The 25760-nt window shown below is 62.7% G+C and carries 17 protein-coding genes; 10 read left to right on the top strand and 7 right to left on the bottom strand.

Annotation, left to right across the window (positions count from 1 at the left end; translation table 11 throughout):
* Positions 1 to 1707: 1707 nt before the first annotated feature.
* From ACZYOF_RS02960 to ACZYOF_RS02985, 6 genes are all read left to right on the top strand, one after another.
* Positions 1708 to 6957: a DUF4082 domain-containing protein gene (locus ACZYOF_RS02960; protein ID WP_463714750.1), complete on the top strand. Its 5250-nt coding sequence runs from the start codon at positions 1708 to 1710 to the stop codon at positions 6955 to 6957.
* A 6-nt stretch (positions 6958 to 6963) separates the two neighbouring features.
* Positions 6964 to 8205, top strand: coding sequence for a GTP-binding protein (locus ACZYOF_RS02965; protein WP_463714751.1), 1242 nt, complete (start codon positions 6964 to 6966; stop codon positions 8203 to 8205).
* Between the two features lie 180 nt (positions 8206 to 8385).
* Positions 8386 to 8799 (top strand): GlcG/HbpS family heme-binding protein, encoded by a 414-nt coding sequence (locus tag ACZYOF_RS02970; RefSeq protein WP_282526378.1) that lies wholly within the window; start codon positions 8386 to 8388, stop codon positions 8797 to 8799.
* Positions 8800 to 8845: 46 nt separating this feature from the next.
* Positions 8846 to 9649 (top strand): SDR family oxidoreductase, encoded by an 804-nt coding sequence (locus ACZYOF_RS02975; protein ID WP_282526377.1) that lies wholly within the window; start codon positions 8846 to 8848, stop codon positions 9647 to 9649.
* 104 nt (positions 9650 to 9753) lie between these two features.
* The gene (locus ACZYOF_RS02980) at positions 9754 to 10194 is read left to right on the top strand and encodes a nuclear transport factor 2 family protein (protein WP_282526420.1); all 441 of its coding nucleotides are present in this window, start codon (positions 9754 to 9756) and stop codon (positions 10192 to 10194) included.
* A 111-nt stretch (positions 10195 to 10305) separates the two neighbouring features.
* Complete coding sequence (locus tag ACZYOF_RS02985; protein ID WP_463714752.1) at positions 10306 to 11154, top strand: oxidoreductase; 849 nt, start codon at positions 10306 to 10308, stop codon at positions 11152 to 11154.
* Positions 11155 to 11356: 202 nt separating this feature from the next.
* Here ACZYOF_RS02985 and ACZYOF_RS02990 read toward each other — a convergent pair whose 3' ends face one another.
* The gene (locus ACZYOF_RS02990) at positions 11357 to 12046 is read right to left on the bottom strand and encodes a nuclear transport factor 2 family protein (protein ID WP_282526375.1); all 690 of its coding nucleotides are present in this window, start codon (positions 12044 to 12046) and stop codon (positions 11357 to 11359) included.
* A gap of 173 nt (positions 12047 to 12219) precedes the next feature.
* Between ACZYOF_RS02990 and ACZYOF_RS02995 the strand changes: the two genes are divergently transcribed.
* Both ACZYOF_RS02995 and fabF read left to right on the top strand, forming a co-directional pair.
* The gene (locus tag ACZYOF_RS02995; protein ID WP_463714753.1) at positions 12220 to 15117 is read left to right on the top strand and encodes an ATP-binding protein; all 2898 of its coding nucleotides are present in this window, start codon (positions 12220 to 12222) and stop codon (positions 15115 to 15117) included.
* Positions 15118 to 15292: 175 nt separating this feature from the next.
* Positions 15293 to 16555, top strand: a complete 1263-nt coding sequence (fabF, locus tag ACZYOF_RS03000) for a beta-ketoacyl-ACP synthase II (protein ID WP_463714754.1) — start codon at positions 15293 to 15295, stop codon at positions 16553 to 16555.
* Positions 16556 to 16600: 45 nt separating this feature from the next.
* On the opposite strand, the gene ACZYOF_RS03005 is transcribed toward fabF, so the two are convergent.
* Entirely contained in the window at positions 16601 to 17626 is a 1026-nt protein-coding gene (locus ACZYOF_RS03005) for an aldo/keto reductase (protein WP_463714755.1), read from the bottom strand.
* Positions 17627 to 17808: 182 nt separating this feature from the next.
* On the opposite strand from ACZYOF_RS03005, the gene ACZYOF_RS03010 reads away from it, so the two are divergent.
* Positions 17809 to 18636 (top strand): enoyl-CoA hydratase-related protein, encoded by an 828-nt coding sequence (locus tag ACZYOF_RS03010; RefSeq protein WP_463714756.1) that lies wholly within the window; start codon positions 17809 to 17811, stop codon positions 18634 to 18636.
* 130 nt (positions 18637 to 18766) lie between these two features.
* Here ACZYOF_RS03010 and ACZYOF_RS03015 read toward each other — a convergent pair whose 3' ends face one another.
* The 5 genes from ACZYOF_RS03015 to ACZYOF_RS03035 form a co-directional block, all read right to left on the bottom strand.
* Complete coding sequence (locus ACZYOF_RS03015) at positions 18767 to 19972, bottom strand: ABC transporter substrate-binding protein (RefSeq protein WP_463714757.1); 1206 nt, start codon at positions 19970 to 19972, stop codon at positions 18767 to 18769.
* 125 nt (positions 19973 to 20097) lie between these two features.
* Positions 20098 to 21108: an NAD(P)H-dependent flavin oxidoreductase gene (locus ACZYOF_RS03020; protein ID WP_463714758.1), complete on the bottom strand. Its 1011-nt coding sequence runs from the start codon at positions 21106 to 21108 to the stop codon at positions 20098 to 20100.
* Positions 21109 to 21130: 22 nt separating this feature from the next.
* On the bottom strand, positions 21131 to 22315 hold the full coding sequence (locus tag ACZYOF_RS03025; protein ID WP_463714759.1) for an acetyl-CoA C-acyltransferase: 1185 nt from the start codon (positions 22313 to 22315) through the stop codon (positions 21131 to 21133).
* 17 nt (positions 22316 to 22332) lie between these two features.
* Positions 22333 to 23472 carry an acyl-CoA dehydrogenase family protein gene (locus ACZYOF_RS03030; protein ID WP_463714760.1) on the bottom strand — a complete coding sequence of 380 codons (1140 nt, stop codon included), beginning with the start codon at positions 23470 to 23472 and terminating at the stop codon, positions 22333 to 22335.
* 20 nt (positions 23473 to 23492) lie between these two features.
* On the bottom strand, positions 23493 to 24674 hold the full coding sequence (locus ACZYOF_RS03035) for an acyl-CoA dehydrogenase family protein (protein ID WP_463714761.1): 1182 nt from the start codon (positions 24672 to 24674) through the stop codon (positions 23493 to 23495).
* Positions 24675 to 25019: 345 nt separating this feature from the next.
* Here ACZYOF_RS03035 and ACZYOF_RS03040 point away from each other — a divergent pair, with 345 nt between their 5' ends.
* Positions 25020 to 25760, top strand: coding sequence for an SDR family NAD(P)-dependent oxidoreductase (locus tag ACZYOF_RS03040; protein WP_463714762.1), 741 nt, complete (start codon positions 25020 to 25022; stop codon positions 25758 to 25760).

Consider the following 25760-nt stretch of genomic DNA (forward strand, 5'->3'; position numbering starts at 1 on the left):
GCTTGCAATAGTCGACTCTCGCTCGCGGATAAAAGTATAGCGCCGATGCTGCAGTGCGCTCCTGCCAGTCTATCCGGCGGCGCGACCATCCCGAGAACAGTGACTGGTTTCGTCGCCCGCTGAATGCACCCCGCGTGGAAGCGACGAATTCGCCGCGCGAGTGTTGCGGTGGGGGAACGCTCGGCTCATACGCGGGCGAGCCGGACGACGTATGACCGTTGGCCGGAAAGCCCCACAGACGGCAACGATGGGAAATGCGCCTCCGGACCCTATCGCAGGTCACCGCCTTCAAGCGCGTCAGGGGTACGTCTCGCTGGAAAGAACGCCTTGTCCAGGTCGGACTTGAGCGAATCACATTTGCTGGCAAGGCGTCGAAGGTTACCCAACGTGCCCCGGGGCGCATCGCAATGGCCACACCGGATCGGGGTCGAGGACGGAGCCCCCTCAGCAAGGTCAATCCGAATGCTCAGTGAGTTGCAATTGTCGCAAACTAGCTTGAACTCGGCATGACGATCCATCGACGGCTCCCGGTCTAAATCTCTCTGAAATCGGATCAGCAAAATTCAATAAGCAGAACTTGGCTGGGAAGCCGCGCGTTCGCGTTGTGCGTCCCCGAGGGCTCGAGGCCCAGACCGGGATTATTATATTATTTATTTTTCTTCGTCTAATTTATTATTAAGCATTTAATTATGGATCGGTCCGCATCCAAACATTCTCGATGATGCAGGACCCTCACGAATTTAATCCAGCGCAAAATAGGAGTGGATAACGCATTTGTGTATCACACGCACACCGCTCAGGTTGAGGATATGTCGTTATACACGTTGATTTAATTGTGATTTTTTGCGGCAAATTTACCGCTCGACTAATGGGTAAAATAATATTAAATACCTTATTTAATTTCATAGCCGACCTATCGCGTTGGGGCTAGCGGGAAAGTGCCATGGTCGCGGCAACCACTGCAAAGACGAGCCTGCAGTCACGGCCGGGTGCCGTGTCGAGAAGCATGAGCTCTCGAGCCGCCACGCGCCCTGTCGCGGTCCCACGATCCCCATCGGCACGGCCGCGCGGTACCGCGATGGCGCTCGGTCCCCTGACATTGAAGCCGCCGCTCCGAGGCCTTTCCGATCTCGACGGCTGCCCCCTCGATCGGTTTTTTCAGGCTTATTCCCCCTCTTTCTCGAGGACACAGATATGACGAAGGCTTTTGAGGAAGCTTCTGGTTGGAGCCGTGTCGCTCTCGGATTGCAGAATTGGCAACGCGTCCTCCCGCGCGGGAAGAAACCGGAAACCGAAGCATCCATTGCGGGAGACGAAAACTGGTTCTTGTCTTTGGCAGCGCTGCGGTCGCCGGAAACGTCGGCGAACGCCCATGCGCTCATAGCGCCTCTGTCCCTTGGAGCGGCGAAGGCCGAACTCGCTGCGTCGGCGGCAACAAGCCCCACCTCTGTCTCCGCGACGGCTGAAGCCGCAACGTCAAATCCCGTCGTGATCCTCGGCGGCACCCCTTCGCCGGCCGTTGCCGCGGGTATCACCGGATCCATGCTCCCCACGACCCCCGCAGTGGCCACCCCGGCTAGTGCACCGCTTTGCTGCGGTTCGTGCGGCTACATCAATTGCCCAACCCAGGCGATGAGTCAGGGCAACACCAACGGGACGCAGTTGGCTGGTCAGATGGTGCATAGCGGGGGATCCGGAGCCGATTTCGTGCCGACCGACAAGGCCGGACTCATCGGCAGTTCCACAAGCGCCGCCATGTCGACGCAGGATGTGGCACCAGTGGCGAACTGGACGCAGCTCCCTGGCGGCGGAGAGACCGCCAGCGGCACCACAATGACCGGCCAGATCGGGATTCTGGGCGGCTCGGTCATAACCGCCACGCCGCAAGTCGCGCCGGCGGCATCACCCGGCCTCCGAGCGGCCGCCGCGACAACGACCACCACGGCTGCTGCCACAACGAACGCCACGGCTGCTGCGACATCAACCAACCCGATCGTCCTCGAAAATCAAAAGCAAGGAAATCCCGAAAGCGAGTGGGGCATCGACGGCGCGGGCGACTCGAACATCGAGGGCTTCGCCACGGACATCAGCGTCAATCACGGCACGACGGTCAGCTTCAAGATCAATACCAATTCGACGCACTACAGGATCGATATCTACCGCCTCGGATATTATGGAGGCATGGGTGCCCGAAAGGTCGGGACGATAGATCATACCGGCTTGCAGAATCAGCCCGCGCCCTTGCGGGACAATACGACGGGACTGGTCGACGCCGGCAACTGGTCCGTCTCGGCGAGTTGGGACGTTCCCGCGGATGCCGTGTCGGGCGTCTATATCGCAAAGCTCACGCGGCTGGATGGAACGTCTGGCGAGAATCAAATCCCCTTCATCGTGCGGGACGACAGCAGCCACAGCGATGTCGTATTCCAAACCTCTGACGAGACCTGGCAGGCTTACAATGGATGGGGCGGAGCCAATTTCTACGGCGGCAACGGGCCTGCGACGGGCCAAGGCGCCGGCCGCGCCTACGCGGTAAGCTACAATCGCCCGATCGACACACGGGGTGGCGTGGGGACGTTTGCCGGGCCGCAGGATTATCTGTTCGGCGCCGAATACGCAGGCATCTACTGGCTGGAGCAGAACGGTTACGATGTCTCCTACATGGCGGGAGTTGACGCCGATCGTTTCGGCAGTCTGCTGCTCAACCATAAAGCCTATGTCGATGCCGGCCACGACGAATACTGGTCAGGTCAGCAGCGTACCAATGTCGAGGCCGCGCGCGATGCCGGCGTCAACCTGATGTTCTGGAGCGGCAACGAAGTTTACTGGCGCACCCGCTGGGGCAACAGCATCAGCAGCGACGCGAGCGCTTATCGCACGTTGATTTCCTACAAGGAGACATGGGCGAACGCCTCGATCGATCCCACCGACCAATGGACAGGCACTTTCCGCGACCCGCGTTTCAGCCCGCCGGCGATCGGCGGCGGCAATCCGGAGAACTCGCTCACCGGACAGCTTTTCGACGTCGATGACGTCGGTACCAACCTGCAGTCGATCCAAATCCCGTACGACGACGCCAATTTGCGCTTCTGGCGCAACACCAGTATTGCCAATCTGCAGCCCGGTCAGACCGCGTCGCTGGTCCAGAACTATCTCGGCTATGAGTGGGACGACGCGGTTGACAACGGGTTTGATCCCGCGGGCCTGGTGCGGCTCTCCTCGACGACCCTGCCGGTGAGCAGCTATCTGCTCGATTACGGCAACACGACCGGCAATGGCATCTCGACGCACAGCCTCACGCTCTATCGTGCTGCGAGCGGCGCGTTGGTCTTCGGTGCCGGGACCGTCTTTTGGCCCTGGGCCTTGAGCGACAATCACGACCTGCAGTCGACGCCGACCGATTCGCGCGCGCAACAGGCGATGGTCAACACGCTCGCCGACATGGGCGTTCAGCCGGGCACGCTTCAATCGGGGCTCGTCGCTGCCACCGCCTCGACAGACCACACGCCGCCGACCTCCACGATCACCCCGCTCGGATCCGTTACTGCGGGAACCATTGTCACGATCTCCGGCACGGCCTCGGATCTCGGGGGCGGCGTGATCGCCAGCGTCGAAGTCTCGACTGACAATGGCGCGACCTGGCATCCGGCCACCGGCGACGAGAACTGGACCTATTCCTGGTCGCCACCGGTCAGCGGCACCTACACCATCCTCTCGCGCGCGGTCGACGACAGCATCAATCTCGAAACGCCTTCGACCGGCCGCACCGTTACCGTCGGGGCGCCGAATTACGTCTCGCTGTTCTCACCATTAGCAACCCCCGCCGTCGTGAACACCACGGACGCGAGCGCGGTCGAACTCGGGGTGAGGTTTCAGGCTTCGGTCGCGGGCACCGTAACCGGCGTGCGGTTCTACAAGAGTAGCCAGGACACAGGCACCCACACCGGCGAACTCTGGTCAAGCACCGGCGTCAAGCTTGCGACCGTCACCTTCACCAACGAGACGGCGAGCGGCTGGCAGAGTGCGATCTTCTCCACTCCGATCACGTTGACGCCTGGACAAATCTATACCGTCTCCTATCACACCAACACCGGCCACTATTCCAACACGAATAACTTCTTCACCGCTGACGTAATCAACGGACCGCTGACCGCTCCCGCCAGCGGCAATGGCGTCTTTGCCTACGGCAGCACCAGCCTGTTCCCGACGAGCACGTTCCAGGCGACGAACTTCTGGGTTGACGTCATGTTCAACCCCTCCTCGGGTAACACCAACGTGCCGCCGGTGGCGGCAAACGACGTCGGGCCGAACGTGACGCAAAACACGGCGGTTACGATTACCGCCGCGTCCCTGATCAGCAATGACAGCGATGCCAATGGTGATCCTCTGACCATCACCGCGGTGAGCGGTGCCAGCCACGGGACCGTCACGCTCAACGTGCAGAGCAATCCGCAAAACAACACCATCACCTTCACGCCCGACGCGGGCTATACCGGCAACGCGAGCTTCACCTACACGGTTTCGGACGGCCGCGGCGGCACGGCTACCGCCAATGTCAGCCTCACCGTGCTGGCACCAGGGCAAACGCCGGTGAGCCTGTTCAGCGCATCGAGCACACCCGGCGGCAGCTTCCATGACGGCTCGGCGCTTGAAGTCGGCGTGAAGTTCACCACCTCCGTGGCTGGTCAGATCACCGCGCTCAGATTCTACCGCAGTGCTACCGACACCGGTCCTGACGTTCTCGACCTTTGGAGTGCGACCGGCGTCAATCTGGCAACAGTCACCTTCACCAATACTACGGCCAGCGGCTGGCAGACGGTTGCACTGCCGACGCCCGTCACCCTCACCGCCAACACAACGTACGTCGCCTCCTATCACACCACCGGCGCCTATGTTGCGACCAACAACTTCTTCACAAGCGCCGTCACCAACGGGCCGCTGACGGCGACTGCCGGCGGCAACGGCGTCTACTCCTATGGCGGCACCAACACCACCGGCATCTTCCCCACCAGCACCTGGAACGCCTCCAATTACTGGGCCGATGTCGTGTTCATTCCGTCCGGATCGGGTGGCGGGTCGAACACCGCGCCGACGGCTGTCGCTGACGTCGCCAACGCGACCGAGAAAGGCGGCGTCGCCAACGGTTCAGGCGGCTCGTCCGCCACTGGCAACGTCCTTACCAACGACACCGATCCTGATGCCGGCGACACCAAGACCGTCACCGCGGTCAGCTTCGGTGCGACAGCGGGCACGCTCGGCGCCGCGCTCGCCGGCGCGCACGGCAGCCTCGTGCTCAATGCCAACGGTACGTTCACCTATACCATCAACGAGAATGATTCCGCCGTGCAAGCGTTGCGGCTGTCGACGAACACGGTGACCGACAGCTTCAGCTACACCATGCGTGACACCGCCGGCCTCACCTCGAGCACCACGCTCACCATCACCATTCACGGCGCTGATGACGCACCGGTGCTCGCGACCCAGACCGCCAACCAGAACGCGACCGTCGGCTCGTCGTTCTCGCTGGTGCTGCCCGCCAACACCTTCACCGATGTCGACGCCGGCGACACCCTGACCTATGCGGCCACGTCCGCCGACGGCACCGCCCTGCCCACCTGGCTCTCGTTCAACGCATCCACACGCACATTCAGCGGCACACCGGCGGCCGCAAATGTCGGCACCGCCAGCATCAAGGTGACAGCTACCGACCTTGCGGGCGCCGCCACCAGCGAGACCTTCAATATCGCAGTGTCGGGCGGCCCATCGGACACCGCGCCGACGGCTGTCGCTGACGTCGCCAACGCGACCGAGAAAGGTGGCGTCGCCAACGGTTCAGGCGGCTCGCCTGCCACCGGCAACGTCCTCACCAACGATACCGATCCTGACACCGGCGACACCAAGACCGTCACCGCGGTCAGTTTTGGTGCGACAGCGGGCACGCTCGGCACCGCGCTCGCCGGCGCGCACGGCAGCCTCGTACTCAGCGCCAACGGTACGTTCACCTATACCATCAACGAGAATGATTCCGCCGTGCAGGCGTTGCGGCTGTCGACGAACACGGTGACCGACACCTTCAGCTACACCATGCGTGACACCGCCGGCCTCACCTCGACCACCACGCTCACCATCACCATTCACGGCGCTGATGACGCACCGGTGCTCGCGACCCAGACCGCCAACCAGAACGCGACCGTCGGCTCGTCGTTCTCGCTGGTGCTGCCCGCCAACACCTTCACTGACGTCGACGCCGGCGACACCCTGACCTATGCGGCCACGTCCGCCGATGGCACCGCCCTGCCCACCTGGCTCTCATTCAACGCGTCCACACGCACCTTCACCGGCACGCCGGCGGCCGCCAATGTCGGCACCGCCAGCATCAAGGTGACAGCTACCGATCTTGCGGGCGCTGCCACCAGCGAGACTTTCAATATCGCCGTGTCCACCACGCCCCCGCCTGCACCGGTTAGCCTGTTCAGCGCATCCAGCACGCCAGCGGGGAATTTCAATGACGGCCAGCAGGTTGAACTTGGGGTGAAGTTCACCTCTTCGGTCGCCGGCCAGATTACCGCGCTCAAATTCTACCGGAGCGCCAACGACACCGGCCCGGATGTCGTCGACCTCTGGAGCGCCACCGGCACCAGGCTGGCGACCGCCACCTTCACCAACACGACGGCGAGCGGCTGGCAGACGGTTCAGCTTCCGACGCCTGTCTCTATCAACGCCAACACGACTTACATCGCGTCCTATCACACCACCGGTGCGTATGTGGCGAACGGCGGCGGCTTCAGTTCTCCCGTCACCAGCGGGCCGCTGACGGCGCCCTCGAGTGCGAGCGCGGGCGGCAACGGCGTCTATGGCTATGGCGGCAACAGCACGACCGGGCTATTCCCGACCAATTCGTTCAACTCGGCCAATTACTGGGCGGACGTTGTGTTCCAACCACAACTGGTCGGCTAGCGCTCGATGGGAAGGAACGGGAAAGATCTGCTGCCTGTGACCGTGCTGAGCGGATTTCTCGGCGCGGGCAAGACAACGCTGCTCGATCATCTCTTGATGAACCGCGACGGTCTTCGGGTCGCGGTCATCGTCAACGACATGAGTCAACTGAACATCGACGCAAGCCTCATCCGCAATGGCGGCGCCGACCTGTCGCACACGACCGAGAGCCTCGTCGAGCTCAGCAACGGCTGCATCTGCTGCACGCTCCGCGACGACCTCCTGCAGGAGGTCAGGCGACTCGCCGAACAACGGCGCTTCGATTATCTGCTGATCGAAGGAACCGGGATCGCCGAGCCGCTTCCTATCGCGGCAACGTTCTGTTTTCGCGACGAGGGCGGCGTCTCGCTTTCCGATGTCGCGCGGCTCGACACAATGGTTACGGTCGTGGATGCGACGAGCATGCTCGCCGACTATGGCAGCCGTCAACTGCTCCGCGAGCGCGGCGAGATGCGCGATAGAAACGACCAGCGCACGCTCATCGATCTCCTGGTTGAGCAGATCGAATTTTCTGACGTCGTGGTGATCAACAAGATCTCGGAAGCGGCGGAGACGACGCGCGCGTCGCTCCGGAAGATCATTGCGGCACTCAATCCGGACGCGCGTCAGATCGAAGCCGATTTCGGCAAGATTCCTCCCAAAGCATTGCTCGGCACCGGTCTCTTCAATGAAGCGAGAGCTGCGACCCATCCGCTCTGGCACAAGGAGCTGTACAACCCTGACTCTCACGTGCCGGAGACCGACGAGTACGGAATATCAAGCTTCGTGTACCGGGCGAGGCGCCCATTCGATCCAGTCAGCTTCCGATCTTTTCTCGACCAACCCTGGCCGGGCGTCATTCGCGCCAAGGGCCATTTCTGGCTTGCCACCCGTCCGGATTGGGTAGGTGTGCTGTCCGTGGCCGGGATTCAGCGTCGGTGCGAGCCGATGGGCTTCTGGTGGGCAACCGTTCCGAAGCCGGCATGGCCCAGCCATCAGCAATTTCAGGAGCAGATCAATAGCCATTGGGATGACGACTGGGGCGATCGCCGCCAGGAACTCGTCTTCATCGGCTCAGGCATGGACGAGGCACAGATCCGCGCCTCGCTCGATGCCTGCCTCACCCCTTGCGAAAATGGGTTCGATCCGGACTGCTGGCGCAGCCTCGACGACCCCTTTCCACCCTGGAATGCTTCTCAACAAGAGAAGCACGCAGGTGCGTCCGCCTGATAGTGCACATCCAGGTCAGCCCGTTGTTTTGCAACGATCTTTTCGAAAACCGGCACCTGCTTCTCGAGAGCAGGCGCTAATGAGGCTTCGCGGCTCCTCACAACACTAAACTCGCGGTCGCCCCACCGATAGCCGATCTTCCGGACGCAGCGAACAACCAGCTTGCCGGAGATCGACACTATGCAACTCAACTCTCACCAGGCGCAGGCCATCATCGATGGCGTGGAGGCCAAGGCGCGCGACATCGGGCTTCCCGTGGTCGTCGCCGTGCTTGACGCCGGCGCGCACCTCAAGGCTTTCAGGCGCATGGACGGCGCGGTGCTGGCGTCGATCGACATCGCGATCCGCAAGGCGTCGACCGCTGTCCTGTTCCAGGCGAACAGCGACGCCGTCTGGGAGTACTGCAAGCCCGGCGCTCCCGCGCCCGGTCTGCAACTGACCAATGGCGGCCTTGCCACCTTTGGCGGCGGTATCCCGCTCAAAGGGCCTGATGGCACCGTGATCGGCGCGCTCGGCGTGTCCGGCGGCACCGTTCCGCAGGATGTCGAAGTCGCGCAGGCCGGCCTCGCTGCATTCGACGCAACGACTCACTGACCCCCAACCTCAACCCATTACCCCACCAGCCAAAAGGAACGACCCTATGTCCAAGACCATTCTCATCACCGGTGCCGGATCCGGCCTCGGCAAAGGCGCAGCGATCGGCATGGCCAGGAACGGCCACAACATCATCGCCACCGTGCACGTTGCGTCGCAGGTCACTCCCCTGCGGGAGGAAGCCAAGGCGCTCGGCCTCAAGAACTTCCGCGTCGAACGTCTCGACCTGACCGATCCCTATGACGTGGCCGCTGCGCAAAAACTCGACGTCGACGTGCTGTGGAATAACGCCGGCATGGGCGAAGCCGGTCCCGTCTTCGAAATCCCGCTTGATCTTGTGCGCAAGAACTATGAGGTGAACGTGTTCCTGCCGCTCCAGCTCACGCAAGGGTTCATCCGCCGATGGATCGACATCAAGAAGAAGAGCAAGATCGTGTTCACGTCCTCGATGGGCGGCCTGTTCACGCCGGCCAATTGGGGCGTCTATGTTTCTACCAAGCATGCACTGGAATCGGTGGCCGAGGCGCTGCAGCAAGAGCTGAAGCCGTATGGAATTGCGGTGCAGACGATCAATCCCGGCGCCTTCTACACCGGCTACAATGAAACGATGGCCGATGCACCATTCCGCTGGCTCGACGACAGCCAGCACATCACCAAGCGCGCCGCCCTGCGCAAGGAATTCGACGACTTCCTCTCCGCGCCCGAGGGACACCTGGATGCCCGCGAGATGATCGACCGCATGATCGAGATCGTTCCCGCCGACACCGGAAAATTCCGCAACGTGGTGCCGAAAGCGACCGAGGACATGCTCAAGGCGCATCAGATCGCGGCATGGGAAAACCAGATCTGAACACGCAGGTACAACCGATGTCAAACCTGCGCAATCCGAAGGAGGAAGTCATGTCACGGCTCTTCGTCGCAATTTTCCTTTCAACCCTGCTTGGAGGCATCACCATGGGTCAGGCAAGTGAACAACGCGAAGCGCGCAACAAGGCGTTGATCCAGGCCAAATTCGACGCCTGGGCGTCCGGCACCGGAGGCCCGTACGAGTTGCTCGCCGACGACGCGGTCTGGACCATCACCGGAAGGTCGCTCGCGGCCAAGACCTATCCGAGCCGCGAAGCCTTCATGGCGGAGGTCATTCGGCCGTTCAATGCGCGCATGAGCACAGGCCTAAAGCCGGCGATCCGCAACATCTACGCGGAAGGCAACACCGTCGTTATCTTCTTCGACGCCAAGGGTACGGCGCGAGACGGCGTGCCCTATGAGAACACCTATGCCTGGTTCCTTGACCTCCGCGATGACAAGATCGCGAAGGCATCGGCCTTCTTCGACAGCATCGCGTTCAACGATCTGTGGACCCGTGTTCAGCCGGCTCAACAGTCGGTACGCTGACTGCAGCCGCCGCTTTGGGAGACCCGGCCGGGTATCGGCCGGGAGTTCCGGAAGCGGCGGATCAGCTACTAGATCCAATCCTCCAGCATGACCAATCGAGAGCCCAAGATCATGAGCACATGGTTCATCACTGGCGCCTCCCGCGGCTTCGGCGCGCGGATTGCCGAACTGGCCCTGGCGAACGGCGACAATGTCGCCGCTACCGCCCGCAACCACCGCGCTGTCACGAGGCGCCTCGGCGATCATCCCAACCTGCTGCCGCTTCCGCTCGACGTGACGGATGAAACACAAGCCACTACTGCGGCTGCAGCCGCGATCGAGCGATTTGGGCGGATCGATGTGCTCCTCAACAATGCCGGCTATGGCCTGCTCGGCGCGGTCGAAGAGGCGACGGCCGCCGAGGTCGAGGCGCTTTACCGGACCAATGTGTTCGGCCTTCTGAATGTGACCCGCGCCATCCTGCCCCACATGCGCGCGCAGCGCTCAGGACGCATCCTGAACATCTCCTCCATCGGCGGGTACCGGGCCGGTCCCGGCTTCGGCGTCTATTGCTCGACCAAGTTCGCGGTCGAGGCGCTGTCGGAGGCGCTCCATGCCGAACTGGCGCCGCTCGGGATCTATGTCACGGTGGTCGAGCCCGGCTATTTCCGGACCGACTTCCTGGATTCCTCTTCGCTGGCAGCAAGCCCCGCGCGGATTGCGGATTACGACCAGACGGCGGGGGCTGTGCGAACCCATGCCGCTGATCTCAACCACGAACAGCCCGGCGATCCCGACAGGCTGGCGAAGGTCCTCGTCGATTTTGCGACGGCAGCCAATCCGCCCGTGCGCCTGCCGCTCGGCAGCGACACGGTGGCCGCCATCGAAGCCAAGCATGTGTCCGACGCCGCGATCCTCGCTGAGTGGCGCGCGGTTTCGGTCTCGACCGATTTCGCACAGCCTGGGCCGGCAGGCACCTGACGGTTACGCTCCGGGGGCCGGCGATCGATCACTCAACGTCGCCGGCCGACCGGAGGACGATCTTACCCTCCGGATTTTATTCCATTTCCTCTTCGCTTTTTTTACGCTGCCCGTGCTCGCAGCCGATGATGAATTGCGAGCTGCGACACAAAAGGTCGCATTTCCAGGGTGCCCCCCGCAAAGCTATGTTGAGGTCGACAACTTAAACATCAGGTTCATTGCGCAGAATTATCAGTTGAATGATCTTCTCGTCATGGATCGTGAAATAGAACGAAAGCACAAGCGGGTCAGGCAACCCGCTCCTATCAAATTCCCCGTCGACATTGGCGGCCACGACCGCAATACCGGGGCGCTTGAAGACGCTCACGACATACATCGTGATACGGTTTCCGATCATGTCGCGCTCGGCCCAGGCCCTGATCTCGGCCTTGCCCCGGCACTCCCGAAGCTGATCGTTGACGATCGCATCGTCGGCGAAGCTGTCCAGCAGCCGAGAGATATTGAACGTGTTGATCGCCAGGATGAAGGCGGTCACAGGAGCAGGCGATTCGGGCACGACAGATCTCGCAATCGCGAGCGCGGAGACTTTCTCGTCGCGAATCGACAACGTCCAATCGAGCTGCGTTGCGCCGTCGATGCCGTTCTCATCGGCACCATGGATCATGACGGTCACGATCGTCGGTCCACTGCGTCGAACCGCGTTGATGGGTTGCACCGTGATCCCGCTGCCGAAGAAACGATCGCTCCACTCTCGAATGTTTCCTACGCCGTATTCGGCTTCGATATCGCATATGACAGCGTCGTCGGCGAATGCCGCAAGAAAAGCCGACAGGTCGCGCCTTCGCAGCGCCTGAAGCAATTCGGTAACCGCAGATGGGAGCTTTGCAGACATTGATGCCGAGATCCGATGAAGTGACAGACAGAGAGATAGGCCTCGCGCCTGCCGGCGGCCCGTTAAGTCTTGCGAATAATTGCGAACGTCACGACGGCATGGGAGTGAAGGGCAGCTACTGGACGACACGCGCGATGCCGCCGGCCTCGCCTTGCGTGCGTAGATGAGGGCGTATGGCAAGCAATCTCACCCGCCCCGTGGAAGGCGCAATATTCGGCCCGTTTCGGCTGTTCGCGACGGAGCGCCTCCTTGAAAAGGACGGTGTCCCCGTCAACTTAGGAAGCCGTGCCCTCGATATTCTCATCGCCCTGGTCGAGCGTGCAGGCGATGTGGTCAGCAAGAAGGAACTGATCTCGCGCGTTTGGCCCGATATCATCGTCGACGAAAGCAGCCTTCGGGTCCACATCACCGGCTTGCGAAAGGCGCTCGGAGATGGAAATTCGGGTACGCGCTACGTCGTCAACGTGACCGGCCGCGGATATTGCTTCGTTTCTCCTGTTGTGCGCGAGGCCGACCGCCCGTTGGCCCCGGACCCCATTCTCCAGGTCGTCACCCCTGCCCGCTCCGAGCAACCCGCGCGCCTTCCACCGCGGCTGAAGCGCATGGTGGGCCGCGAGGAGCTGATCGGCGATCTGGCAAGACAAATAACCGATCGCCGGCTCATCACCATTCATGGCCCCGGCGGCATCGGCAAGACCACGCTCGCCGTTGCGCTGGGGCACCTGCTTGTCGCCGACTTCGGCGCCGCCGTGCACTTCGTCGACCTTGCCGTGCTCAGCGCTCCCGGACTTGTGCCCGGCTCTGTTGCATCGGCGCTGGGACTGCCGGTTCAGTCGAGCGATCCGTCTGCGGCGATCATCAACTTTCTTCGCGGCCGCCGCTCGCTCCTGATCCTTGATAGCTGCGAACATGTGATCGAGCCTCTCGCGAATTTGGCCGAGCGCCTCGTGCTGGAGGTGCCCGAGGTGAGCATCATCGCCACGAGCCGCGAACCGCTGCGCGTCGAGGGCGAGTATGTCCATCGGCTGGCACCGCTGCAGAGCCCGCCTGAGGATGGCGACCTGGACGCCGAACGTACCCTCTCCTTTCCCGCCGCGCATCTCCTGGTCGAGCGCGCAGTCGCCGGCAATCACCTGTTCGAGCTGACCGATGCGGACGCTCCTGTTGTCGCGGAGATCTGCCGCAAGCTGGACGGTATCGCGCTTGCGATCGAACTGGCGGCAGGCCGCATCAGCACCCACGGCCTGCGCGAGACGGCGGCCCTGCTGGACAAGCGGATGAAACTGCTGTGGCGCGGCCGGCGCACGGCGTCGCCCCGCCACCAGACCCTGACCGCGACGCTCGATTGGAGTCATGACCTGATCACCGATCGCGAGCAGACCATATTCCGCCGGCTTTCGGTCTTTGTCGGCACCTTCACGCTGGAGGCGGCGCAAGCGGTGGCGGCCGACGATGAGCTTGAGCCGTCCGACGTTATCGACGCCATCGAGCAGTTGGTCGCCAAATCCCTGATCTCGACGACGAGCGTGTCGGATGCTTCAATGCGCTACCGGCTGCTCGACACGACGCGCGCCTATGCCCGCGCGAAGCTGGAGGAGTTCGGCGAGGCCTCTTCCGCCTGTCGGCGCCATGCGCGCTATTGGCAGGACCGTCTGGAACGGACCCACACAAACGAAGCCCTGGTCGATCCTCACGCAAAGGAAGACATCCCGGCCGAGGACCTCGGTAACATACGCGCGGCTCTCGAATACAGTTTCTCGGATAACGGCGACCAGGATCTTGCCGTTGCGCTGACCGCGTCAGCCGCCCGTCTGTTCACAAAATTCTCGCTGTTGAACGAATGCTCCCGGTGGACCGAGCGCGCTTTGTCGGTACTCGGCCCGCCAACCGACGCGACGCGGTCCGAAATGCAGCTCCAGGCGGCGTTCGGCCATTCGACGATGTTCACGCGGGGAGATGGCGGACGCGCGTTCGCTGCGATGACCAGGGGCCTCGAACTCGCGGAAGAGTTGGGCGACCGCTTCTATCAGTTCCGGCTGCTGAGCGATCTGCACATGTTTCGATTGCGGGCCGGAAAATATCAGGACACGCTGGCGCTCGCCGAGCGCGCCTGGACCGTTGCGCAAAAGATCGCCGATCCCGTCGGATTGTCCGCCGCGCACCGATTGCTCAGTACTTCCCATCATCTCGTGGGCAACCAGCCCGAAGCGCTGTCTCATCTGGAAACCTGGCAGCCGCGTCCGTCTCAGATCACAGACACCAGTGCTTTCAATGCCGGTCGCGTCCCCCGGATCGGCCGGAGCCGCGTCCTTTGGCTGCTCGGCTTTCCGGATCAGGCGGTCGAGGCCGTCAGGAAGGCGGACGAGGAAGCGATCAATGTCCGAAGTCCAGTGCCTGTCTGCATCGTGACGATCTGGGGCGCCAACGTATTCGGATGGATCGGCAATTGGGATGCGGTCGAAGAGCGGGCCGATCGGTTGATCGCGTATGCGAGCAAGTATTCGCTCGGGCCGCATATCGCCGTGGGCAATGGCATGAAGGGCGCCGTGTTGATCAACCGCGGCGAGATCGAACGTGGCGTCGAATTGCTGCGTGCGGCGCTGACGAAGTTGCGCGCGGATCATTACGAACTCTATACCGGCGGGTTGTGTCTGGCCTTGGCCGACGGCCTTGGTGCGAGCGGCCGGCTGGACGAAGCCATGACTGCGCTCGATGACACGATCGCAATCGTCAACGCGAATGGCGGTTCGCTGGATCTGCCGGAATTGCTGCGCACCAAGGGCACGCTGCTCGCGCAGGCTGGCGATCTGGCCGCGGCGGAAGATAATTTGCGGCGCTCGCTTGAGCTGGCAAGGAGCCACTCCGCACTATCGCTGCAACTCCGCACGGCCATGAGTCTCGCCCGGCTGAAGATCGGTCAGGAAGATGCGGGCGAAGCGCACGCCATGCTTGCCGAAATCTGCGGTCGATTCACCGAGGGTTTCGACACGGCCGATCTGCGGGCGGCCAAAGGGCTCCTCAGCGAGATGAGTTCCACATCGATCTCGATGCCGAAGATATCTTCGGCCTAGCCGGCCTGTCTGAACCGCATCGCTGATTGGTTCACAGCGTGGCGGCTGAAGGGACGCGAGTATCTGTCAAGCACGAAATTGCGCGGCACCCACTCGACTTTCCACTTGTGAGCACACAAGTTCCGATTGGGAACGGACCGTTCTCGCAGGGTCAAGAGCACAGGGTGTTGTTGTGATGCGCCGCATCGTCGTTACGGGAATGGGATTGGTGTCGCCGCTCGGTTGCGGCGTCGAGCTCGCATGGTCGCGGCTGCTTGCCGGACGATCGGGGCTTCGTGCCTTGCCGGCATGGGCGGCCGCGCTGCCGGCGCGGGTCGCGGGGATCGTGCCGACCAAGGCCGATGATGTCGAAGGCGGCTTCGATCCCGATCTCGGCGCACCGCCCAAGGACCAGCGCAAGATGGACCGTTTCATCCTGTTCGCGCTGGTCGCCGCGGCCGAGGCGATTGCGCAGGCTGCATGGACGCCTGCCGATGCCCACGCGATGGAGCGGACGGCGACCGTCATTGCATCTGGCATCGGTGGATTCCCGGCGATCGTCGAAGCGGTGCGTACCACCGATCAGCGCGGCGTTCGGCGCTTGTCGCCGTTCACCGTGCCGTCGTTCCTCGCCAATCTCGCGGCCGGCCACATCTCGATCCGCTATGGTTTCAAGGGTCCGATCGGCGCGCCCGTCACGGCCTGTGCCGCAAGCGTGCAGGCGATCGGCGATGCCGCGCGCCTGATCCGGTCGGGTGAAGCCGATGTCGCCGTATGCGGCGGCGCGGAAGCCTGTATCGACCTCGTGAGCCTCGGCGGTTTTGCGGCGGCGCGGGCGCTGTCGACCGATTTCAACGAAACGCCCGAGCGCGCATCCCGCCCCTTCGATCGCGACCGCGACGGCTTCGTGATGGGCGAAGGCGCTGGCATGCTGGTCATTGAGGAACTCGATCATGCGCTACAGCGCGGCGCGAGGCCTATTGCCGAAATCATCGGCTATGGCACGACCGCGGATGCCCACCACATCACCTCGGGCCCCGAGGACGGCGACGGCGCACGCCGCGCCATGGAACTCGCGCTGCGTCAGGCGGGACTCGAGCCCGACCAGGTCCAGCACCTCAACGCGCACTCGACCTCCACGCCGGCCGGCGATCACTCCGAGATCGAAGCCATCAAGTCGGTGTTCGGGCGCGAGGGCAAGCTCGCAGTGAGCGCAACCAAATCGGCGACGGGACATCTGCTCGGCGCGGCCGGAGGCTTGGAAGCGATCTTCACCGTCCTCGCTCTCCGCGACCAGGTGGCGCCGCCCACCCTCAATCTGGAGAATCCTGACGATGCGGCTATAGGCATCGATCTCGTCGCCAGAGCAGCCAGGCCGATGGCCATCGAGCACGCGATCTCGAACGGGTTCGGCTTCGGCGGCGTCAACGCCAGCATCATCCTGCGGCGCTGGACGTGATCATGTTGCGGGGTGACGTCGCACGCGCGACCCCGCTCACCCGTCTTACACCGCCGGCGGATTACGGTCGATGAAGGTCGAGCGTTGGTGCCAATAGGGATAAGGCAGCGTCACCTTGCTGGCTTCGTCGAGCTTGGCGACCTGCTCCTTGGTCAGCGCCCATCCGATCGCGCCGAGGTTCTCGCGCAGTTGCGCCTCGTTACGCGCGCCGACGATCAGCGTGGCGACGGTCGGTCGCTGCAACAGCCAGTTCAGCGCGATCTGCGATACGCTCTTGCCGGTTTCCTTGGCGATCTCGTCGATCGCATCCACGACGCGATAGAGGTGCTCATCCGGCACCGGCGGTCCGAAGGAAGACGTCTGCGGCAACCGGCTGACCTCCGGCCGCGGCTGGTCGCGCCGGATCTTGCCAGTGAGCCTGCCCCAGCCGAGCGGCGACCACACCACCGCGCCGAGACCCTGGTCGAGGCAGAGCGGCATCAACTCCCACTCATAATCGCGCCCGATCAGCGAATAATAGGTCTGGTTGGCGACGTAGCGCGGGAAACCGTATTTGTCGGCAACCGAAAGCGCCTTCATGAGGTGCCAGCCGGAAAAATTCGAGACCCCGACATAGCGGATCTTGCCGGAACGCACGAGCACATCGAGCGTTGCGAGCACCTCTTCGGGCGGCGTGAGCGCATCGAAGCCATGCAGCTGGAACAGGTCGATATAATCGGTCCCCAATCGGCTCAGCGAACCGTCGACTGCCGCAAGCAGATGCTGACGGGACGAGCCGATATCGTTCGGTCCTTCGCCGATACGGAAGCTCGCCTTGGTCGAGATCAGCAGCTTGTCGCGCCGCCCCTTGATCGCCTGGCCGAGCACGCGTTCGGATTCGCCCATGGAGTAGACATCAGCGGTGTCGAACATCGACACGCCGGCATCGAGGCAGATGTCGACCAGCCGCCGCGCTTCGGTCGCATCGGTATTGCCCCACGGGGCCAAGCGACCGACGCCGCCGAAGGTGCCGGTCCCGAAGCTGAGCGCAGGCACGCTAAACCCTGACTTTCCCAGGCGCCGGTATTCCATCTGTATTCTCCGCGCTTCGTGCATGCCCATCCAAAGGGCATCGCAGGATCGTATTCAAATCCGGAACCGGTGCAAGCGCGCGGATGGAATGACATGGCGGAGTCAAAGTGACTTGACACTCTATTGCAGCACGGCTCGCGCTATCATATTATGATCGAAATATAATCGTGAGGGCATTTGCCATGTCGGAGGATCTGACCGAGGTTGAAACCGGAACCGGTGAATTGCTGTGCCAGATCGACGGGCGCGTCGCCATCCTGACGCTGAATCGGCCTGAGGCACGCAACGCGCTCTCGGACAATCTCACCCCGGCTTTGCGGCGCATGATCAAGAGCCTGGGCGACGATCCCAAGATTGGCGCCCTCCTGATCACGGGCGCGGGCAATGCCTTTTGCGCCGGCGGTGACGTCAAGGGCATGGGCAGCGGCATTGCCCGGCCCGAACGGACGCTGGAGGAGCGTGTCGCTATTCTCCAGGAGAGGCAGCGCACGCTCACCGGCGTGCTGGTGGCCGTCCGCAAACCCACCGTCGCCGCCCTTCCCGGCCCTGCTGCAGGCGCAGGCCTCGCGATCGCGCTTGCCTGCGACATCCGGATCGCAGCCGAATCCGCCATCATGGCGACCGGCTACGCCCGCATCGGCCTGTCCGGCGATTACGGCGTCGCCTGGCTGCTGACGCGGCTGGCGGGAACGGCCCGCGCGCGCGAATTGATGTTCCTGTCGGAACGCCTCGACGCCAGGCGTTGCGAGGCATTCGGCCTCGTCAACCGCGTCGTCCCCGACGATCGGCTCCGATCGACGGCGCTGGAGCTGGCAAAGCAGCTCGCCGATGCCCCGCCGATCGCGCTTCGTTACATCAAGGACAATCTCGACCATGCCCTCACGTCGGACCTCCTGACCTCGATGGATTTGGAAGCCGAGCACATGGTCCGTGCAGCACGCACGACCGACCACAACGAAGCCGTGCGCGCCTTCGTCGAAAAGCGCAAGCCGGTGTTTCACGGACAGTAAGAGACGCGCCGGCGCCGTAGGGTGGGCAAAGCGCAGCGTGCCCACCTTCCTTGCACCGAACGTGGACGGTGGGCACGCTTCGCTTTGCCCACCCTACAATTCCTCACCGCACTCACAGGAGAAAGCGAGATCATTCCGAATTCGCGTCCAGGGTCGCACCGAACGGTTCCCAATTGGTGCCGCTCCAACGCTGCATCTGCAACTGCGTCCAGACCATATTGTTGCTGTCAGACGTATTGGCCTTGATGCCGGGCGACGCTGTCGGGACCACAAAGTCTTTCAGAGATTTCGCCTGCTTGATGATGTTCTTGCGCGACAGGTCATCGCCGCACTGCTTCAGGATCTGCTCCAGAATCATGCCCTGCATATAGCCGGTGAGATAGCTGGTGTTCTGGATGTCGGCGCCGGGCAGGTACTTCTCGAAGAACGCGCGATAGGCCTTCACGCCCTCGTCATCGTCCCATCGCCCATCGGTCGGGTCCTTGTTGATGGTGCCGACAATGACGCCCTTCGAATTCTCAAGTCCGGCCGGCTTCAACGTACCTCCGATCGAGCCCGACGGGAAATTGAGGATCACGGTCGCCTTCCAGCCGATCTCGGACGCCTTGCGGATCGCCTGCGCCGCGAATTTCGGCGTTCCCGCGATGAAGAAGCCTTCCGCACCGGAGCTCTTGAGATTGACCACCTGGGAATCGATGGTCGGCTCCGTCACCTCATAGGCTGCGGTGACGACGCGCTTGTCGAAATCGCCTTTCAGGATCGACTTGAAGGCGGCGACATAGTCTTTGCCGAGATCGTCGTTCTGGAACAGGATCGCGTATTTCTTGCCCGGCAGCGTCTGCTCGAGGAATTTCGCGTAGATCCGGCCCTCGGTCTGATAGCTGACGAGCCCGGTCGTCGTCAGCGGGAATTCGGCAACATCGGTGAACTTGCTCGAACCGCTGACGATCGCAATCGAAGGAACGCCTTTCGCCTTCAGGTATTTCGCCGTCGCCGAATTGCCTGGTGTCCCGAGCTGGCTGAAGATGAACGCGACCTCGTCACTTTCGACGAGCTTGCGCGCATGCTCGACTGCCTTGGGCGGACTGTAGGCATCGTCCATCGCGATGTAGTTGATCTTGCGCCCGTTGATGCCGCCGCGATCGTTGATCATCTGGACATAGCCGAGCACGCCGCGGCCGACGAGACCGATCGACGATGCGGGGCCGCTGAACGGAAAGATTCCGCCGATCTTGATCTCGGTTGCGCTGACGCCCGGTTCGTCGGCGGCGTCAGCCGGAAGCGCCAGCAGCGACGCTGCAAGGCATGCTGCCGCCAGACTCAATTTAACCTTCATGCTACCCTCCCTCCAAAGCCCGTCACGCGCAGGCCAATCGTTTAAAAGAAATGCAGGCAGGCGCCTGCGGCTTGGTTCGCCCGCTCAGGCGAACCAGCCAACCTGTCGAAAACCTCAAAGACCTCTCAGGCGACTGCGCGCGCTGGCGCCTTCGCCACGACACCGTCGAGGAAGCCGGTGAGCCGTTGCCGGATGATCTGCTCGGCTTCAGTCATGACGCGGTCGATCAGTTCCTGCACGGTCGGGATGTCATGGATCAATCCGACCACCATGCCGCAGCTCCAGGCGCCGGCATCCATCTCGCCGTCGACCATCACCTTGGGATAGACGCCCGCGACCTGCTCGTGGATGTCCTGGATCTTGATGCTCGCGCCCTTCTCGCGCTCGATCTCGAGAAGCTGATCGACGCCCTTGTTCTTCAAGACGCGCTCGGTGTTGCGCAGCGCGCGCATCACAAGGCGGGTGTCGAGCTCGGTGGCCTCCACCAGCGCCCGCTTCACGTTCTCGTGGACTGGCGCCTCCTTCGTGGCGACAAAACGCGTGCCCATGTTGATGCCATCAGCGCCCATCGCGAGCGACGCGACGAGGCTGCGCCCGTCAGCCATGCCGCCCGAGGCCACGAACGGGATCTTCAGTTCATCGGCCGCGCGCGGCAGCAGGATCATGTTCGGGATATCGTCCTCACCCGGATGACCGCCACATTCGAAGCCGTCGACACTGACCGCATCGCAGCCGATTTTCTCCGCTTTCAGCGAATGGCGGACGGACGTGCATTTGTGGATCACCTTGATGCCGGCGGCCTTCAACGCCGGCATGTACTGCTCGGGGCTACGGCCCGCGGTCTCCACGATCTTGACACCGCCCTCGCGGATCGCGGCGATATATTCCGGATAAGGCGGCGCGGTGAAGCTCGGCAGGAAGGTGAGATTGACGCCGAACGGCTTGTCGGTCATGTCGCGGCAGCGCGCGATTTCCTTGGCGAGCAATTCCGGCGTCTTCTGCGTCAACCCGGTGATGATGCCGAGACCGCCGGCGTTCGACACCGCGGCGGCGAGCTCGGCAAAGCCGACATAGTGCATGCCGCCCTGGATGATCGGATGCTGGATGCCGAGCAGTTCAGTGATCGCTGTCTTCACGAAGTTTCTCCCGCTTTCCCGATCAGTTGACGATTTCAAACAATCCCGCGGCGCCCATGCCGCCACCGATGCACATGGTCACCACGCCGTATTTCGCCTTGCGCCGCCGCCCCTCGATCAGGATGTGGCCGGTGAGCCGCGCGCCGGTCATACCGTAGGGGTGGCCGATCGCGATCGAGCCGCCATTGACGTTGAGTTTTTCAGGGTCGATGCCGAGCTTGTCGCGGCAATAGATCACCTGCACTGCATAAGCTTCGTTGAGCTCCCACAGATCGATATCGTCGATCTTCAGGTTATGCCGCTTGAGCAGCCGCGGGATCGCGGCGACCGGGCCGACGCCCATCTCGTCCGGCTCGACGCCGGCGGCAACGAAGCCGCGGAAGATGCCGAGTGGCTTCAGCCCCTTCTGCGCGGCAACCTTGTCACTCATGATCACGCAGGCGGACGCGCCATCCGAAAGCTGGCTGGCGTTACCGGCGCTGATCGTCTTGCCCTCGAACACCGGCTTGATCTTCGCAAGCGCTTCGGCCGTCGTATCAGGCCGCGGTCCCTCGTCCTTGGTCAGCGTCACCTCCTTGTAGGTGACCTCCTTCGTATCCTTATCGACAACAGCCATCCTGGTCGTGATCGGCACGATCTCGTCACTGAAGCGGCCACCCTGCAAGGCAGCGCCGACGCGGCGCTGGCACTCAAGCGAGTATTCGTCCTGCTGCTCGCGACCAATCTTGTAGCGCTCGGCGACCACTTCGGCCGTCTCAAGCATCGACATGTATATTTCCGGCTTCATCGCCATCAGCTCGTCGTCGACGGCGTGGAACCTGTTCATGTGCTCGTTCTGCACCAGGCTGATCGATTCGATGCCGCCGCCGATCGCGATCTCGACGCCGTCGAGCATCACCGAGCGCGCCGCGACCGCAATCGCCTGCAGGCCGGAAGCACATTGCCGGTCGATCGTGGTGCCGGCGACGGTGACCGGCAAGCCAGCCCGGATCGCGCCCTTGCGAGCGACGTTCATCACCATGGTGCCCTGCTGCATCGCGCAGCCCATCACCACGTCCTCGACCTCGCCGGGTTCGATCCCGGCGCGCTTGACCGCCTCGGCCATCACGTGGCCGGCCAGGGTCGGCCCTTCCGTGTTGTTGAGTGCGCCGCGATAGGCCTTGCCGACGCCGGTACGCGCCGTCGATACGATCACTGCATCTCGCATATGCTTTCCTCTTCTCGTCAGGCTGCCGCGTCGAGCTGCGCATAGCGCAGGACATGAAAGGCGGGATCGCCGAACTGGATGTTGATGGATGAAATCCGCTTGAAGTAATGGCCGACATTGAGCTCGTCGGTCATGCCCATGCCGCCGTGGAGTTGCACCGCCTGGTCGGCCACGAACTTGGCGGCATAGCCGATCTTCGACTTGGCACCGGAAGCAAGCCGCGATACCCCTTCGTCCTTCGATGCAAGGCTGAGATTGAGATGCTGCATCAGGGACAGCGCCTCCTGATGCGCGATGAACATGTCGACCATCCGGTGCTGCAGCACTTGGAACGAGCCGAGCGTCGCGCCGAACTGCTTTCGCGTCTTGCTGTATTCGAGAGTCGCCGCATTCAGTTCACCCATTGCGCCGACGGTCTCCGCGCAGAGTGCGCCGATGGCGCTGTCACGGCAGGCTTCGAGTGCGGCAACGCCCTCGTCCTCCCGTCCCAGCATCTGGCTCGCCGGCACGGAAACGTTCATCAGCGCGACCTCGGCGGCGCGCCGGCCATCGATGGTCTTAAAGTCCTGCAAATGAAGGTTCGGGGAATGGCGATCGACAACGAACAGGCTGACGCCGTTGCGATCGCCCCGCTCTCCCGAGGTGCGAGCGGAGACGATCAGACTGTCGGCCCAGGGCGCAGCCACGACCGCTGCCTTGGTGCCGCTGAGCACGTAGCTTCCACCCTCACGGCGAGCGATGGTAGAGACATGGCCGAGATCGTAACGCGAGCGGCCTTCGGACCAGGCCAGTGCCCAGACCTTCTCTCCGGACATGATATCAGGGAGATACGTGGCCTGCTGAGCCGCCGAGCCGAAATCTTCGATCAGGCCGCCGGCAAGGACGACGGTCTCGAAGAACGGCTCGACCAGAAGGTGCCTGCCGAACTCCTGCATCATGATCATGGTGGCCAGCGGCCCGCCACCGAGCCCTCCGACCTCCTCGGAGAACGGCGCGGCGAGCAGGCCGAGCTCGGCGAAGGACGACCAATGTTTGCGGCTCCAGCCCTCCTCGCTCGCGACGATCTTGCGGCGTGCATCGAAATCATACTGATCGCGCAACAGGCGCTGCACGCTGGACCGTAACAGCTCCTGCTCTTCCGTGAACTGGATGTCCATTCCGATGGCTCCCTGCGAAGCTAGAGTCCGAGTACGGCCTTAGCGATGATGTTGCGCTGGATCTCGTTCGAGCCGCCGTAGATCGAGAGCTTGCGCGAGTTGAGATATTTTTCCGACGCGGTGTGCCCGTAGTCCGGGCCCGGCATGAAATGATTGGCGCTCACGGGATGCTCGCGGATCGCGAGCCCGTAATTGCCGATCGCGCGGTGTGTCAGCTCGGTGATGTCCTGGAAGATCTCGGTGCCCCTGATCTTGAACAGCGACGCCGCCGGACCGGGATCGATGCCGCGCGCCATTTGGGCTACGATACGAAGCTCGGTCGCCTCCAGCGCCAGCACGTCGAGCTCGATGCGGGCGATGTCCCTGACGAATTCGAGGTGGGCCGGATCGTCTTCGGGAATCTCCGCCTTCACGATCTGCTTGAGCCGATTGAGATAGCGCGTGGAGCGGCCGATACCGGCCATGCTGGTGCGCTCATTGCCGAGCAGGAATTTGGCGTAGGTCCAGCCCTTGTTCTCTTCCCCGATCAGGTTGGCGGCGGGCACGCGGACGTTCTCGAGAAAAACGTCGTTCACCTCATGGCTGCCGTCGATCGTGATGATCGGACGCACGGTGACGCCCGGCGACTTCATGTCGATCAGAAGGAACGATATGCCGGATTGCGGCTTCGCATTCGGGTCGGTGCGCACCAGGCAGAAGATCCAGTCGGCATGCTGAGCGAGCGTGGTCCAGGTCTTGTGGCCGTTGACGATATAGTGGTCGCCGTCACGCGCCGCCTTGGTACGGACCGAAGCAAGATCGGAGCCTGAGCCCGGCTCCGAATAGCCCTGGCACCACCAATCCTCGCCGGACAGGATGCGCGGCAGGAACTTCTTCTTCTGCGCCTCATTGCCGAAGGTGTAGATGACAGGACCCACCATGGTGACGCTGAACGCGAGCGGCGGCAGTGTGCCGGCGCGCGTGGTCTCCTGCTCGAAGATGAAGCGCTTGGTGATCGACCAGCCGGGGCCGCCATATTCCTTAGGCCAGAGCGGCGCGATCCAGCCCTTCTTGTGGAGGATGCGATGCCAGAGCAGCATCTGCTCCTTGGTGAGGTCGGTGTCCGGATTAGGAACGCGCATCTCCGCCGGATAGTTTTCCGCGATGAAGGCGCGCACCTCGTCGCGAAACGCGGCTTCTTCAGGAGTAAGCACCAGCTCCATCGGACAACGCTCCTACCGGGTTTCGCCGAGGTGGACGGATCGTCGTGCCGTAGCGCGCGGCGCCGAGCCTGCGGCTTCGCGGATGCCAAGTGTTCCTGCCAAATTCGCCACCTCAGACCTCCCGACGGATATCGAGCCGCTCGCGAGGCGACTTCATCACTCGCCGCATCTAACGTTCTTTTTTAGAACTCGTCAATCGCAATTCTTCGCGAGTAAGCGGCTCACGGCGGAATGATGTGAATTTGAAGGCTGAATAGCTGTACCAACTCAAATAACTCCATTTACATCGTCCCCACCGCTCTCTATTAATTCGGTACCAAATAAGAACTATGTGGGAGAAAAAGGATGACAGAACGCCGCGGGGTAGCGATATTGGTCGGTGCGGGCGACGCGATCGGGGCCGCCGTGGCGCGGCGTTTCGCAAAGGGCGGCTACACCGTCTGCATCTGCCGCCGCGATGCCGCCAAATCGCAGGACCTGGTTGACGAGTTGAAAGCCGCCGGCCATGAGGTCCACGCGCTCAGCGTCGACGCCAGGCAGGAGACGGAAGTCCAGGATCTGTTCGCCCGCGTCGAGAAAGAGATCGGCCCGATCGAAGTCTGCCTCTTCAACGCCGGTTCGAACGTCAACAAGCCGCTGCTCGAGACCACCGAAAAGCTGTTCTTCAAGGCCTGGGAGCTGGCCTGCTACGCCGGGTTCCTGGTCGGCCGCGAGGCCGCGCGCCACATGGTGCCGCGCGGCCGCGGCACCATCTTCTTCACCGGCGCGACCGCGAGCATCCGCGGCGGAACTGGTTTTGCTGCGTTCTCATCGGCAAAGTTTGCACTGCGCGCGGTCGCGCAAGCGATGGCGCGCGAGCTCGGTCCGAAGAACGTCCATGTCGTGCACCTCATCATTGACGCCGGCGTCGACAGCCCGGCCATCCATGAGCGCATGAAAGCCCGCGGCATCGAGGCGAGCGCGATTCCACAGGACAGCCTGACCAAGACGTCGTCGATCGCGGAAGCCTATTGGTTCGCGCATCAGCAGACGCGGGACGGCTGGACGCACGAGCTCGATCTGCGTCCCGCGGTGGAGAAATGGTGA

It is taken from the genome of Bradyrhizobium sp. LeoA1Lang (assembly GCF_055413685.1).

Coding starts and splice junctions, on each gene's coding strand:
- ACZYOF_RS02965 (WP_463714751.1), top strand. CDS start 6,964: ATGGGAAGGAACGGGAAAGATCTGCTGCCTGTGACCGTGCTGAGCGGA.
- ACZYOF_RS02995 (WP_463714753.1), top strand. CDS start 12,220: ATGGCAAGCAATCTCACCCGCCCCGTGGAAGGCGCAATATTCGGCCCG.
- ACZYOF_RS03025 (WP_463714759.1), bottom strand. CDS start 22,315: ATGCGAGATGCAGTGATCGTATCGACGGCGCGTACCGGCGTCGGCAAG.
- ACZYOF_RS02975 (WP_282526377.1), top strand. CDS start 8,846: ATGTCCAAGACCATTCTCATCACCGGTGCCGGATCCGGCCTCGGCAAA.
- ACZYOF_RS02980 (WP_282526420.1), top strand. CDS start 9,754: ATGGGTCAGGCAAGTGAACAACGCGAAGCGCGCAACAAGGCGTTGATC.
- ACZYOF_RS02970 (WP_282526378.1), top strand. CDS start 8,386: ATGCAACTCAACTCTCACCAGGCGCAGGCCATCATCGATGGCGTGGAG.
- ACZYOF_RS03015 (WP_463714757.1), bottom strand. CDS start 19,972: ATGAAGGTTAAATTGAGTCTGGCGGCAGCATGCCTTGCAGCGTCGCTG.
- fabF (WP_463714754.1), top strand. CDS start 15,293: ATGCGCCGCATCGTCGTTACGGGAATGGGATTGGTGTCGCCGCTCGGT.
- ACZYOF_RS02990 (WP_282526375.1), bottom strand. CDS start 12,046: ATGTCTGCAAAGCTCCCATCTGCGGTTACCGAATTGCTTCAGGCGCTG.
- ACZYOF_RS02985 (WP_463714752.1), top strand. CDS start 10,306: ATGAGCACATGGTTCATCACTGGCGCCTCCCGCGGCTTCGGCGCGCGG.
- ACZYOF_RS03005 (WP_463714755.1), bottom strand. CDS start 17,626: ATGGAATACCGGCGCCTGGGAAAGTCAGGGTTTAGCGTGCCTGCGCTC.
- ACZYOF_RS03010 (WP_463714756.1), top strand. CDS start 17,809: ATGTCGGAGGATCTGACCGAGGTTGAAACCGGAACCGGTGAATTGCTG.
- ACZYOF_RS03030 (WP_463714760.1), bottom strand. CDS start 23,472: ATGGACATCCAGTTCACGGAAGAGCAGGAGCTGTTACGGTCCAGCGTG.
- ACZYOF_RS03040 (WP_463714762.1), top strand. CDS start 25,020: ATGACAGAACGCCGCGGGGTAGCGATATTGGTCGGTGCGGGCGACGCG.
- ACZYOF_RS03035 (WP_463714761.1), bottom strand. CDS start 24,674: ATGGAGCTGGTGCTTACTCCTGAAGAAGCCGCGTTTCGCGACGAGGTG.